Origin of the sequence: Variovorax sp. DAIF25 (genome assembly GCF_050711835.1) — a bacterium.
GTDB lineage: Bacteria > Pseudomonadota > Gammaproteobacteria > Burkholderiales > Burkholderiaceae_C > Variovorax.
The window spans coordinates 4,035,530-4,049,498 of record NZ_CP136636.1; the positions used below are offsets into that span (position 1 = coordinate 4,035,530).

The following is a 13,969-nucleotide window of genomic DNA, read 5'->3' on the forward strand; positions in this document are numbered from 1 at the left end:
CATGGGCTTCTACCACTCGACCGAGGCGCTCGCGCCGCGGCACAAGACCGAGTTCTGGCGCGAATCGGTGTGCCGGCGCCTGATACCGGCGCGCGGCGAATTCGCACGCGACTTCGACGGCTGCCTCTCGGGCCAGCAGCTCGGCAGCCTCACGGTGTGCCGCATGCAGTCGAAGCCGCATACCTTCATCCGCACCGACCGGCTCGCGCGCGTCGCGCCCGACGACGACATCGTGGCCGCCTTCTTCCAGCGCGGCCAAGCCAACATGGCGCAGCAGGGCCGCACGCTGCGCGCGTCGGCCGGCGACATCGTGCTGTACGACGCGGCACGGCCCTTCGTGCACGAGCTCGCGCCCGAATCGCTGCTGCTGGTGCGCTTTCCGCGCCAGCAACTGCTGTCGCGCTTCCCGAAGGCCGAGCACATGATGGCGCTCAAGATCGCCGACGGCAGTTCGCTGGCCGGGCTGCTGCACGGCATGGCCGAGGAGGCGCTGCGCTTCGAGGCGCGCGACTCGGCGCTGGCCGCGCAGGCGCGCTTCGCCGCCGCCTTCCTCGATACGCTGAGCGCCGCGATGGAACTGCAGGACGTGGCCGAGGGCGCCGCCGCGGCCACGCGCCACGGCTCGATCTACGAGAAGGCCGTGCGCTACATCGACGCCCACCTGGACGACACCGGCCTGTCGATGGCCGGCGTGGCCGAGGCCGCGCATGTCTCGCCGCGCACGCTCACGCGCGTGTTCGCGGCCCACGGCACGACCGTGATGCACCACCTGTGGAAGCGCCGGCTCGAGCAGAGCTTCCACATCCTGTCCGAGGGCCGCGTGCAGCAGGTCACGCAGGCCGCCTACCAGTGCGGCTTCAGCGACCTCTCGCATTTCTCGCGCGCCTTCAAGAGCGCCTACGGCACCACGCCCGGCAGCCTGCTGAACGCGGCCGCCGGCTGACGCCGCAGCGAGCGCTTCAGCGCAGGTACTCGCCCGCCGCTTCGGGCTGGAACTGCAGCGCGGCCACGCGCGCCGAACCGTGCACGCCGGCCGGCGTGGTCCATTCCACCAGCTGCCCCACGCGCGCGCCCAGCAGGCTCGCGCCCACCGGCGACATCACCGAGACCTCGCCCTCGGAAGGCTTGGCGTCGCGCGGATAGCACAGCGTGATCGTGTAGCGCTCGCCGCTCGCGGGGTCCTCGAGCTCGACGCGCGAGTTCATCGTGACCAAGTCGGGCGACGCATCCTGCGGCGCCACGATCTCGCTGCAGTCGAGCATCTCCTCGAGGGCCTGCGCGATCGGATCGGTCGCGCCGCGCGTCTGCAGCGCATGCGCGGCGAGCTTGTGCAGGCGTGCATGGTCGAGCTGGGTGAGGGTTCGTTCGAGTCGCGTGAACGAGGCGGTGGCTTGCATGGATGGCTCCTGATGAAGTGAAGGCGTGCCGCAGGCTCCATCGAGGGAGCGGGACAGAACGGACGCGCCGGCGCGCGGGCTTGGAGGAGGCCCGGCGATCAGGAGGTGCGCGAAAGAAGAAAGGGAGGAGGAAGGATCGCCGGGCTCAGGAATGCCAGGGCGATCGGCGCTTGAGCGCCGTCATCCGCGCCGCGCGGCGCCGGCCACGCGCGAGCGCGCCCGGCAGGGCCGGTGCGGTCAGCGTGGAAGCGGAAGTGCGCAGCATGCGGCCGAGTCTACCGGCCCCGTCGCGCCGGCGGCCATCAAAGGCCCCACCGGTCTTGCCGGATTGGGGCCTTCGCGACCGGCTATCAGCCCACCCAGCGGCGGGCGTTGCGCCAGATGCGCATCCAGGGGCTGTGCGCGCTCGCGTCGCCGCCGTTCCAGCCCATCTGGATGTTGCGGAACACGCGCTCGGGGTGCGGCATCACCGCGGTGAAGCGGCCGTCGGCCGTGGTCACCGAGGTCAGGCCGCCCGCGCTGCCGTTCGGGTTGAACGGGTACTGCTCGGTGGGCTGGCCGTGGTTGTCGACGAAGCGCATGGCCGCGATGGCCTTCGACGCATCGCCACGGTGCTTGAAGTTGGCATAGCCCTCGCCGTGCGCGACCGCGATCGGCAGCCGCGTGCCAGCCATGCCCGCGAAGAACAGGCTCGGCGAATCGAGCACCTCGACCATCGACAGGCGGGCCTCGAAGCGTTCGCTCTGGTTGGTGGTGAAGCGCGGCCAGGCCTCGGCGCCGGGGATGATGTCGGCCAGCTCGGCGAACATCTGGCAGCCGTTGCACACGCCGAGGCCGAAGGTGTCGGCCCGGCCGAAGAAGCGCTTGAACTCGTCGGCCAGGCGCGGGTTGAAGGTGATGCTGCGGGCCCAGCCGATGCCGGCGCCCAGCGTGTCGCCGTAGCTGAAGCCGCCGCAGGCCACCACGCCCTTGAAGTCGGCGAGCCGCGCGCGGCCCGACTGCAGGTCGGTCATGTGGACGTCGAAGGCCTCGAAGCCGGCCTCGTTGAAGGCATAGGCCATCTCGACGTGCGAGTTCACGCCCTGCTCGCGCAGGATCGCGACCTTGGGCCGCGAAGCCAGCACCGCGGGTGCGGCGGGTTCGGCTAGCTCGAGGGCAGCCGGCAGATGCCAGTGCAGGCCCGGGTCGGCAGGCTCGCCGGCCGCCGCGTGCTCGGCATCGGCGCAGGCCGGGTTGTCGCGCTCGCGCGCGATCTTCCAGCTCACCGAGTCCCAGACCTGGTGCAGGTCGTGCAGGCTGGCGCTGAACACCGACTTGGCATCGCGCCACACCTCGAGCTTGCCCTTGCCGGCCTCGATGGCCGAGCTCGCGGGCCGGGTCTTGCCGACGAAATGGCTGTGGGTGCTCAGGCCATGGGCGCGCAGCACCTGCATGACTTCGTTGCGCTCGGCGGTGCGCACCTGCAGCAGCATGCCGAGCTCCTCGTTGAACAGCGCCTTGAGCGTGAGCTCCTCGCGCCGCGCGCTGACCTGCTGCGCCCAGTTCTTGGCGTCGCCGGTCTCCATGCGGCTGTCGGAGATGCCGTCGCCTTCGGTGACCAGCATGTCGACGTTGAGCGCCACGCCCACATGGCCCGCGAAGGCCATCTCGCAGGCGGCCGCGAACAGGCCGCCGTCGCTGCGGTCGTGCATGGCGAGCAGCTTGCCGTCGGCGCGCAGCGCGTTGACGGCATCGACCAGCGCCACCAGCTGCGCCGGATCGTCGAGATCGGGCACGATGTCGCCGCTCTGGCCCAGCGTCTGCGCCAGGATGCTGCCGGCCATGCGGTGCTGGCCGCGGCCGAGGTCGACCAGCACCAGCGTGCTGTCCTCCTCATCGGCGTCGAGCTGCGGCGTGAGCGTGCCGCGCACGTCGTCGAGCGAGGCGAAGGCGCTCACGATCAGGCTGACCGGCGAGGTCACCTTCTTCGTCTCGTCGCCCTCCTTCCACTGCGTGCGCATCGACAGCGAATCCTTGCCGACCGGAATCGAGATGCCCAGCGCCGGGCAGAGTTCGAGGCCGACGGCCTTGACCGTGGCGTAGAGCGCGGCATCCTCGCCGGGCTCGCCGCAGGCGGCCATCCAGTTGGCCGACAGCTTGACGCGCGACAGCTCGATCGGCGCCGACAGCAGGTTGGTGATCGCCTCGGCCACCGCCATGCGGCCCGAAGCGGGCGCGTCGTAGGCGGCCAGCGGGGTGCGCTCGCCCATGCTCATCGCCTCGCCCGCGAAGCCCCGGTAGTCGGCCAGGGTCACGGCGCAGTCGGCCACCGGCACCTGCCACGGGCCGACCATCTGGTCGCGATGGCTCAGGCCGCCCACGGTGCGGTCGCCGATGGTGATCAGGAAGCGCTTGGAGGCGACGGTCGGGTGCGACAGCACGTCGATCGCGGCCTTCTGCAGGTCGACGCCCGTGAGGTCGAGCGGCCGGAAGCTGCGCGCCACCGACTGCACGTCGCGGTGCATCTTGGGCGGCTTGCCGAGCAGCACGTCCATCGGCATGTCGACCGGCTGCAGCGCGGCACCCTCGTCGGCCACCAGCAGTTGGCGCTCCTCGGTCGCCACGCCGACCACCGCGAAGGGGCAGCGCTCGCGCTCGCAGAAGGCCTTGAACTGTTCGAGCGACTCGGGCGCGATCGCCAGCACGTAGCGCTCCTGGCTCTCGTTGCACCAGATCTCCTTCGGCGCCATGCCCGATTCCTCGAGCGGCACCGCGCGCAGGTCGAAGCGCGCGCCGCGGCCGGCGTCGTTGGTCAGCTCGGGGAAGGCATTGCTCAGGCCGCCCGCGCCCACGTCGTGGATCGCGAGGATCGGATTGGCCGCGCCCTGCTGCCAGCAGTGGTTGATGACCTCCTGCGCGCGGCGCTCGATCTCGGGGTTGCCGCGCTGCACCGAGTCGAAGTCGAGTTCGGCCGCGTTGGCGCCGGTGGCCATCGAGCTGGCGGCGCTGCCGCCCATGCCGATGCGCATGCCGGGGCCGCCGAGCTGGATCAGCAGCGAGCCGGCCGGGAAGCGGATCTTCTTGGTCTGCGTGGCGTCGATGCTGCCGAGGCCGCCGGCGATCATGATCGGCTTGTGGTAGCCGCGCTGCACCGTGTCGCGGTCGCTCGCCAGGGCCTGCTCGTACTCGCGGAAGTAGCCCAGCAGGTTGGGCCGGCCGAACTCGTTGTTGAAGGCGGCGCCGCCCAGCGGGCCCTCGGTCATGATCTGCAGCGGGCTCGCGATGTGCTCGGGCTTGCCGTAGTGGCCGTCCTCGGGCCAGAGCTTCGAGACCGTGAAGCCGGTCAGGCCGGCCTTGGGCTTGGAGCCGCGGCCGGTCGCGCCCTCGTCGCGGATCTCGCCGCCGGCGCCGGTCGAGGCGCCCGGGAACGGCGAGATCGCCGTCGGGTGGTTGTGGGTCTCCACCTTCATCAGCACATGGGTCAGCGCCGTGTCCTTGGTGTAGGCCGGCGTGCCCGCGGCATCGGCGCCGCGCGGGATGAAGCGCTCGACCTCGCCGCCTTCCATCACCGAGGCGTTGTCGGCATAGGCGATCACCGTGTGCTGCGGGTTCTGGCGCTCGGTGTGGCGGATCATCGAGAACAGGCTCTGCGGCTGCGCCGCGCCGTCGATCGTGAAGTCGGCGTTGAAGATCTTGTGGCGGCAGTGCTCGCTGTTGGCCTGGGCGAACATCATCAGCTCGACGTCGCTCGGGTTGCGGCCCAGCTTGGTGAAGGCATCGACCAGGTAGTCGATCTCGTCCTCGGCAAGCGCCAGGCCGAAGCCGGTGTTGGCGGCTTCCAGCGCCGCGCGGCCCTGGGCCAGCACGTCGACCGTGGCCATGGGCTGGGCCGGCAGTTCGCTGAACAGGCTGGCGGCCTGGTCGACCGTGGCGAGCACCGATTCGGTCATGCGGTCGTGCAGCGGGCCGGCCGCGGCGGCCAGTGCCTCGCCCTCGAGCACCGGCGCCTTGCCCAGCAGCGGCGCCTTGAGCTTCAGGTGGTATTGGGTGACGCGCTCGACCCGGCGCAGCGCCAGGCCGCAGTTGTGGGCGATGTCGGTGGCCTTCGAGGCCCAGGGCGACACGGTGCCCAGGCGCGGCGTGACGACCACCGCCGCCGAGGCCTTGGCCGCCGGCGCCTCGAAGGGCTCGCCGTAGCTCAGCAGCGCCTCGAAGCGCTCGCGGCCCGCGGCGTCGAGCGCGCCGTCGGTCACCACCAGGTGCACGAAGCGCGCGGCGATGCCCTCGATGCGCGGATCGACGGCCTGGAGCTTCGGCAGAAGCTGCCGCGCGCGGAATTCGCTGAGTGCGCTGCCGCCCTCGAAGATGGTTACGACGGGAAGGGCTGTGGAAACGGAAGCGGACTGCGTCACGATGGGTGGGGCCTTGGGGCCGCGTTGGGCTTTGGAGAGGTCTGGAAATCCGTGGGCGGGCGGCCGCTGACTGGGGCCGTCCGCGCAGGACGCGAATTTTAGGTCATGGCGAAAGCCTCGCCCGGGCGGGCGGCCAGAGCCCGTTCGGGCGCTGATTTCTTCGCCCGGATGGGATAATTCCACGCATGAGCATTACCTACAAAGACGCCGCGGGCATCGCCGCCATGCGCGTCGCCTGCCGCCTCGCGTCCGAGGTGCTGGACTACCTCACGCCCTTCATCAAGCCCGGCATCACGACCAACGACGTCGACCGCCTGGCCGCCGAGTACATGGTCAAGCAGGGCACCACCTCGGCCACGGTGGGCTACATGGGCGCCAGCAGCGTCCCTTTCCCCAAGTCGCTGTGCACCTCGGTCAATCACGTGGTGTGCCACGGCATCCCGAACGACAAGCCCCTGAAGAAGGGCGACATCATGAATGTCGACGTCACCGTCATCAAGGACGGCTGGTTCGGCGACAACTCCCGCATGTACGTCGTGGGCGATGCCTCGATCGCGGCCAAGCGCCTGTGCCACATCACCTTCGAGGCCATGTGGCACGGCATCCTGCAGGTGCGTCCCGGCGCCCACCTGGGCGACGTGGGCCACGCGATCCAGAAATTCGCCGAGGGCCAGGGCTTCTCGGTGGTGCGCGAGTTCTGCGGCCACGGCGTGGGCCAGCGTTTCCATGAAGAACCGCAGGTGCTGCACTACGGCCGCCCGGGCACCATGGAAGAACTCAAGCCCGGCATGATCTTCACCATCGAGCCGATGATCAACGCCGGCAAGCGCGAGGTGAAGGAAGACTTCAAGGGCGGCCAGTACGACGGCTGGACCATCGTCACGCGCGACCATTCGCTCTCGGCCCAGTGGGAACACACGGTGCTGGTCACCGAAACGGGCTACGAGGTGCTGACCCTGTCCGAGGGCAGCCCGCCGCTGCCTTCCTTCGTGAGCGCCATCAAGACATGAGCCGCGCGGCCGGCCGCGCCACCCCACCGCCATGATCGAAGCCGCCCGACACGACGTCGCGACGCTGCGCGAAGCCTACCGCGCGAAGAAGCTCGCCCTTTTCGAAACCCTGCGCTTCGCGCGCGCGCCCACGCGCAGCGTGCACACGGTGCTGCGCCAGCTCGCGGCGCTGGCCGACGAGAGCCTGCAGACGCTGTGGCAGGACGCCGAGTTCGGCGACGGCCTGGCGCTGGTGGCGGTCGGCGGCTACGGGCGCGGCGAGCTGTTCCCCTATTCCGACGTCGACGTGCTGCTGCTGCTGCCGCCCGAGGGCGGCGAGCAGGCGGTCGAGCCGGCGCGTCTCGAGGCCTTCATCGGCCAGTGCTGGGATGCCGGCCTGGAGATCGGCTCGAGCGTGCGCACCATCGAGGAATGCCTGGCCGAGGCCGAGAAGGACGTCACGGTCCAGACCTCGCTGCTCGAGGCGCGGCTGATCGTGGGCGACAAGAAGCTGTTCGCGACCTTCCGCAAGCGCTTCGGCACGGTGATCGACCCGCAGGCCTTCTTCATCGCCAAGTCGCAGGAGATGCGGCACCGGCACCAGAAGTTCGACAACACGCCCTACGCGCTCGAGCCCAACTGCAAGGAATCGCCGGGCGGCCTGCGCGACCTGCAGACCATCCTCTGGGTCGCCAAGGCCGCGGGCTTCGGCAGCCGCTGGGACGACCTGGCGCGCAACGGCCTGGCCACGCCCTTCGAGGCGCAGCAGATCAAGCGCAACGAGGCGCTGCTGTCGCTGATCCGCGCCCGGCTGCACGTGATCGCCAACCGGCGCGAGGACCGGCTGGTGTTCGACCTGCAGACCGCCGTGGCCGCGAGCTTCGGCTACGTGAGCGAATCGCAGCGCAAGTCGAGCGAGGCGCTGATGCGGCGTTACTACTGGGCCGCCAAGGCGGTCTCGCAGCTCAACCAGATCCTGCTGCTCAACATCTCCGAGCGGCTGCAGCCGATCGACGAGCTGCCGACGCCGATCAACGAGCGCTTCTTCGAGCGCGCCGGCCTGATCGAGATCGCGCGCGACGACCTCTACGAGAGCGAGCCGCACGCCATCCTCGAGACCTTCCTGCTCTACCAGAAGACCATCGGCGTGAAGGGCCTGTCGGCGCGCACGCTGCGCGCGCTCTACAACGCGCGCCACGTGATGGACAGCAAGTTCCGCAACGATCCGGCGAACCACGAGACCTTCATGCGGATGCTGCAGCAGCCCTACGGCATCACGCATGCCTTCCGGCTGATGAACCAGACCTCGGTGCTGGGGCGCTACCTGCGCGTGTTCCGCAGCATCGTGGGGCAGATGCAGCACGACCTGTTCCACGTCTACACGGTCGACCAGCACATCCTGATGGTGCTGCGCAACGTGCGGCGCTTCTTCATCGCCGAGCATGCCCACGAGTACCCGTTCTGCTCGCAGCTCGCGGCCGGCTGGGACAAGCCCTGGCTGCTGTACGTGGCCGCGCTGTTCCACGACATCGCCAAGGGCCGCGGCGGCGACCACTCCACGCTGGGCGCGCGCGACGTGGCGCGCTTCTGCAAGCAGCACGGCATCTCGCGCGAGGATTCGAAGCTGATCGAGTTCCTGGTCTCCGAGCACCTGGTGATGAGCCAGGTGGCACAGAAGCAGGACCTGAGCGACCCCGAGGTGATCGGCGCCTTCGCGCGCCGCGTGGGCAACGAGCGCTACCTCACGGCGCTGTACCTGCTGACCGTGGCCGACATCCGCGGCACCTCGCCGCGCGTGTGGAATGCCTGGAAGGGCAAGCTGCTCGAGGACCTCTACCGCTACACCCTGCGCGCGCTCGGCGGGCGCATGCCCGATCCCGACACCGAGGTCGAGTCGCGCAAGCGCGAGGCGCTGGTGCAGCTCGCGCTGCATGCCCAGCGCTTCGAGGCGCACAAGGCGCTGTGGGACACGCTCGACGTGGGCTACTTCATGCGCCACGACGCCAGCGAGATCGCCTGGCACGCGATGCAGCTGTCGCGCTTCGTGCCGCCGAAGAACGTGCCGATCGACCCGGCCGCGCCGCCGGTGGTGCGCGCGCACCTGTCGCCGGTGGGCGAAGGGCTGCAGGTGGTGGTCTACACGCCCGACCAGCCCGACCTGTTCGCGCGCATCTGCGGCTACTTCGACCAGGCCTCGTTCAGCATCCTCGACGCCAAGGTCCACACCACGAGCAACGGCTATGCGCTCGACACCTTCCAGGTGGTGACCACCTTCCTGCCCGACCACTACCGCGACCTGATCAACATGGTCGAGACCGGGCTCGCGCAGACCCTGACCGAGGCCGGCGCCCTGCCGCTGCCGAGCATGGGCCGGGTGTCGCGCCGGGTGCGCAGCTTCCCGATCAAGCCGCGCATCAGCCTGGTGCCCGACGAGAAGGCGCAGCGCTGGGTGCTCAGCATCTCGGCCAGCGACCGCGCCGGCCTGCTCTATTCGGTGGCGCGCGTGCTGGCACGGCACCACCTGAACCTGCAGCTCGCCAAGGTCACGACCCTGGGCGAGCGCGTGGAAGACAGCTTCCTCATCAGCGGTCCCGAATTGCAGGGCCAGCGCACCCAGGCCGCGATCGAGACCGAGCTGATGGAAGCCCTGGAGGCCTGAATGGCCCGCCCGGCGGCCCGCTCCGCCGGCCTGGTTTGCGACAAAAGTTCACAAATCCCATTGAATTGAATACCAAATGTTTCTTTTTTCTGTCTGAACGGCAGAATGGACCCCATGGACACATTGCTGACCCAGCTTTCGAGTTCCGTATCGTCGGCCAGGACCCTCGAGGACCTGACCCGTCCCATGCTCGAGATGCTCGAGGCCGTGACCGGCCTGGAATCGACCTATCTCACGCGCATCGACCTGGAGCACGGGCTCCAGCACATCCTGTATGCGCGCAACGTGCGGCGGCTGCAGATTCCCGAGGGCCTCGCCGTGCCCTGGGGCGACACCCTGTGCAAACGCGCCCTCGACGAAGGCCGTGTCTACACCGACAACGTCGCCGAATGCTGGGGTGATTCCGATGCCGCGCGCGAGCTCGGCATCCAGACCTATGTGAGCACCCCGGTACGCACCGACAGCGGCGGCCTCTACGGCACGCTGTGCGCGGCCAGCGCCGAGCGCCAGCCGCTGCCGGCCAACGCCACCAACGTGCTGGGCCTGTTCGCGCGGCTGATCGGCCACCAGGTCGAGCGCGAGCAGCTGTTCCAGCGACTCTCGGCGGCCAATGCCGAGCTCGCCACCCATGCCGCGACCGACGCGCTGACCGGCCTGCCGAACCGGCGCGCCTTCCTCGAGGGCCTGCGCCGCATGCTGGCCCAGGGCCAGCGCGACGGCACCGGCGTGCTGGTGGCCTTCGTCGACCTCGACGGCTTCAAGAAGATCAACGACCTGCACGGCCACGAGACCGGCGACGACTTCCTGGTGGCGATCGCGCGCCGGCTGCACGACACGCTGCGCGCCGGCGACCTGCTGGCCCGCCTCGGCGGCGACGAGTTCGTGGTGGTCGGCCCGGGCCCCGCGCTCGCGGGCGGCGAATCGCCGGCTGCGGCCGACGCGCTCGGCCAGCGCGTGGCGGCGGCCACGGTCGGCGATTTCCATCTCGGCACGGTCCGGATCGGCTACGAGGGCGCCAGCGTGGGCGCGGTGTCCGTCGACCCGCGCTTCACCACGGCCGAGGAAGCGCTGCGCCTGGCCGATGCCGCGATGTACCTCGACAAGCGCGGACGCAGCGGCCGACCGCACGGATGACCTGATGATCGGCCGGCCACGCGGGCGCCTCGAGCGCGTGTTCGGATCGCTCAAGGTCCGCCTCACGCTGGGCGGCATCGTGGCGCTGGCCCTGGGCATCGCGCTCAGCACCAGCGTGCTGCTGGGCATCGCCGAGCGCGACCTGCTCGCCGCGCAGCAGCAGCGCGAACTCGGCGAGTCGGCCCGCACCGCCGCCCTGCTCTCGCGCAGCGTGGTCCAGCTGCAGCGCGCGCTGCTGTCGGTCGCCGAATCGCTCGACGAGGCCACGCTCGAGGACCCCGTGGCACTCGCGCGCTTCATGGACAGCAAGCCGATCCTGCGCGGGCTCTTCACCGTGCTGTACATCGCGCGGCCCGACGGCGAGGTGCGCATCCTGGTCGATGCCGAGAACGGCGTCTCGCGGCCCGCGCTGCCGCTGACCCAGCGCAGCTATTTCCGCCGCACCCTGGCCGAGGGCCGGGCGATCGTCTCGGAGCCGCTGAATGGCCCGCTGTCGGGCGAGCCGATCGTGGTGTTCACGCAGCCGGCGCGCAATGCCTCGGGCATCTACGCGGTGTTCGGCGGCGTGCTGCGGCTGTCCAGCCGCGACCTGCTCGACGGCCTGGTCGATCCGCAGGCCGGCGACGACAACGCGCTGCTGGTCGTCACCACGCTCGACGGCCGCGTGCTCGCGCATCCCGACCGCCGCCGCATCATGAGCTCGCTCGCCGACGAACCGCGCCTGGGGCAGGCCTTCAAGGCCTGGACCGCCGAGCACAGCCCGGCGGAACCCGCGGGCGTGGCGCTGCCGCAGCCCGGCGAGATCGCCAGCGCCGCCGGCGTGGCCGGGCCCGACTGGATGGTGTGGCGCACGCGGCCCCAGTCCGAACTGACCGCGCCCTTCGCCACCGCGCGCGCGCAATCGCTGCGCTGGGCCGGCCTGATCGTCGCGCCGCTGGCGCTCGCGCTGTTCGCGCTGCTGTGGTGGGGGCTGCGGCCGCTGCGCCTGCTGGAGCGGCGCGCCCAGCACCTGTTCGACGGCAGCCTGGGCGCGGCCGACGGCTGGCCGCGCGCGGGCGGCGAGATCGGCCAGCTCGGCAACGTGCTGCGGCGCGTGGGCATCCAGCGCGCCGAACTCGAGCGGCTCAACGGCGAAAGCATCGCCAAGCTCGGCTCGGTGATGCGCGCGGCGCCGGTCGGCATCGCGCTGGTGCGCGACGGCCGCTTCGACCTCGCGAGCGACGAGCTCTGCCGGCTGCTGGACTGCGCGCGCGAGGACCTGCTCGGCCGGCTGACCAGCAAGGTGCTGGTGCCGCCCGAGCCCGGCGAAACCCCGCTGGCCGCGCTCGAGGCGCTGGCCTTCGGTGCCGACCAGGCCTACGTGGGCGAATGCCAGGTGCAGCGCGCCGACGGCAGCCGCTTCTGGGCCCGGCTGCGCAGCAAGCCGGTGGACGCGGCGCGCATGGAGCTTGGCACGATCTGGATCCTGACCGACATCGACCAGCAGCGCCGCACCCGCGCGGCGCTCGAGTGGTCGGCCGCGCACGACAGCCTGACCGGGCTGGCCAACCGCCAGCGCTTCGAGGCCCATGCGCAACGGCTGATCGCGGGACTGCCGGGCACCATGCCGGCCGCGATGGTCTTCATCGACCTCGACAACTTCAAGCGCGTGAACGACACCGGCGGCCACCTGACCGGCGACGCGATGCTGCGCGCGGCCGCCGGTGCCATCGCCTCGCGGGTGCGCGCGGGCGACCTCGCGGCGCGGCTGGGCGGCGACGAATTCGTGCTGCTGCTCGAGCGCTGCCGCCATGCCGACGCGGTGCGCGTGGCCGAGGCCATCGTCACCTCGATCGCCGAGATCGCCATGCCCTCGCTGCCCGAGGACCTGCGCATCGGCGCGAGCATCGGCGTGGCCAGCCTCACGCCACAGACGCTGAGCGTCGACGCCTGGCTGCACGCCGCCGACGAGGCCTGCTATGCGGCCAAGACCGCGGGCCGCGGTGTGGTCCGGGCGGGCTCGGCGCCGGCCGAGCGCGTGCCGGGTTGAGCGGCCGACTATCGACATCCTTCGGATTTCATCGCCAACCCGCCATCGCTGGCCGGGGCCACAAGGCCCTTCAAAATCCCACTAGTTCACACTTCCTGGGGAAACCCCGGATCCAGTGAATCCATTTGGCTGACGAATACGTAACACCTAAGTTACCAGTTCGATGCCACCGGCCCCACGCGAAAGTCGGGGCCACGGATCGCACTGAACGGAACAGGCCGGAATGCGACTGGTTCGTCACGAATTCCCGACAATCAGCCGTGAACTAATACCAACTCAGTAAACGATTGTTGTCAATCGTTAACCATTCCCAGAGAATGCCCCAGCATGGAAGAAACAAACGGGGACCTCGATCACTTTGAACGCCGAGCTTGCAGCGCGCAGTGGCTCGCATTCAATCGCGGCATGGCAGCCGAGCTTGCCGCCGGGCTCCCGCCCGAGGATCTGCATCAGCTTTTCTTCCGCATCGGCGAGAACGTGGCGCGCACCTTTCCGGTGCCTCCCTGCGCGAGCCTGGCTGAACTGGAAGCCGAGTTCAACGCCCGCTGGGACGGCATCGACTGGGGCTACAGCACCCTGCGCGAGGAAGCCGACGGCCTGCGCATCCGCCATGCCTGCAGCCCGCTGGCCATGGCTTTCGGGCCCGAATCGACTGGCTGGAGCAGCGGCTTCTTCGAAGGCGTCTACCAGACCTGGTTCGGCAGCCAGCGCCTGCCCGCCGCGCTGCGGGTGCAGGCGCTGCCGTCCCATCCGCAGCCCGGCGCGGTGATCGAACTCCGATTGGCGAGGTCTTCCCCATGAACAACGACGATCCATCCGCCGAGGACGTGGCCGGACTGTTCCGCAAGTTCGGCGGCGACTCGCATGTCTACAAGGAATTCGCGCCGCCCGAGCCCACCGACGGCGAAGGCCGCGCCGGCTGGCCGCTGCTGTCGGGCGCGCCGATCGAGCGCGCGCCCGAACCGCCGCCGGCTCCGGTACCGCCGCCGCCCGTTGCACCCGTGAAGCCGGTGGTGCAGGCCGCGCCCGTGCCGCCGCCGGCTCCGGTCATGGCCCCACCGCCCGTGGCGGTCCGCCCCGCGCCGGCCATCGCGCCCGCACGACCGGCCGCCCCGCTCGCGAGCCCGTTCGGCCCGGCGCCAACCGTGCCGCCGCCGGCCCAGCCCGTGCCCGCCTGGGCCGCCGCCCGGCCCGCTCCCGCTTTCGCCCCGGGGCCCGCCCCGGTCCTTCCCTCCACCGCCACGCCGACACCTCCCGCCTCGGACGCACGGAGCCCGACCGAGCTGGACGCGCTGTTCGCGCGCCTGGCGGGACCGCAGCGCCCCGAGCCCCCGCCGGGCCCCATGTCACGCTGGCGCCGGCCGACGTGA

At 70.6% G+C, this 13,969-nt stretch carries 9 protein-coding genes; 7 read left to right on the top strand and 2 right to left on the bottom strand.

Features of this window, described 5'->3' with window-relative positions; all coding sequences use genetic code 11:
• Window position 1: 1 nt before the first annotated feature.
• A complete protein-coding gene (locus tag R0232_RS18745; protein WP_431509040.1) occupies window positions 2-943 on the top strand; it encodes a helix-turn-helix domain-containing protein in 942 nt (313 codons plus the stop codon).
• Between the two features lie 16 nt (window positions 944-959).
• Here the strand turns inward: R0232_RS18745 and rnk are convergent, their stop codons facing one another.
• Together rnk and purL are read right to left on the bottom strand one after the other, a co-directional pair.
• Window positions 960-1,397: a nucleoside diphosphate kinase regulator gene (rnk, locus tag R0232_RS18750; RefSeq protein WP_431509041.1), complete on the bottom strand. Its 438-nt coding sequence runs from the start codon at window positions 1,395-1,397 to the stop codon at window positions 960-962.
• A gap of 350 nt (window positions 1,398-1,747) precedes the next feature.
• Window positions 1,748-5,788, bottom strand: a complete 4,041-nt coding sequence (gene purL / locus R0232_RS18755) for a phosphoribosylformylglycinamidine synthase (RefSeq protein ID WP_431509042.1) — start codon at window positions 5,786-5,788, stop codon at window positions 1,748-1,750.
• 185 nt (window positions 5,789-5,973) lie between these two features.
• On the opposite strand from purL, the gene map reads away from it, so the two are divergent.
• The 6 genes from map to R0232_RS18785 all read left to right on the top strand — a co-directional run bounded on the left by map (window position 5,974) and on the right by R0232_RS18785 (window position 13,969).
• On the top strand, window positions 5,974-6,798 hold the full coding sequence (map, locus tag R0232_RS18760; RefSeq protein WP_093342112.1) for a type I methionyl aminopeptidase: 825 nt from the start codon (window positions 5,974-5,976) through the stop codon (window positions 6,796-6,798).
• A gap of 31 nt (window positions 6,799-6,829) precedes the next feature.
• A complete protein-coding gene (locus tag R0232_RS18765; protein WP_093342114.1) occupies window positions 6,830-9,436 on the top strand; it encodes a [protein-PII] uridylyltransferase in 2,607 nt (868 codons plus the stop codon).
• Window positions 9,437-9,550: 114 nt separating this feature from the next.
• Complete coding sequence (locus R0232_RS18770) at window positions 9,551-10,570, top strand: GGDEF domain-containing protein (protein WP_431509043.1); 1,020 nt, start codon at window positions 9,551-9,553, stop codon at window positions 10,568-10,570.
• A 4-nt stretch (window positions 10,571-10,574) separates the two neighbouring features.
• Window positions 10,575-12,599 (top strand): diguanylate cyclase, encoded by a 2,025-nt coding sequence (locus R0232_RS18775; RefSeq protein ID WP_431509044.1) that lies wholly within the window; start codon window positions 10,575-10,577, stop codon window positions 12,597-12,599.
• 327 nt (window positions 12,600-12,926) lie between these two features.
• Entirely contained in the window at window positions 12,927-13,400 is a 474-nt protein-coding gene (bcsD, locus tag R0232_RS18780) for a cellulose biosynthesis protein BcsD (protein WP_093342118.1), read from the top strand.
• Complete coding sequence (locus R0232_RS18785; protein WP_431509045.1) at window positions 13,397-13,969, top strand: hypothetical protein; 573 nt, start codon at window positions 13,397-13,399, stop codon at window positions 13,967-13,969. Before bcsD ends, R0232_RS18785 begins: the two co-directional genes overlap by 4 nt.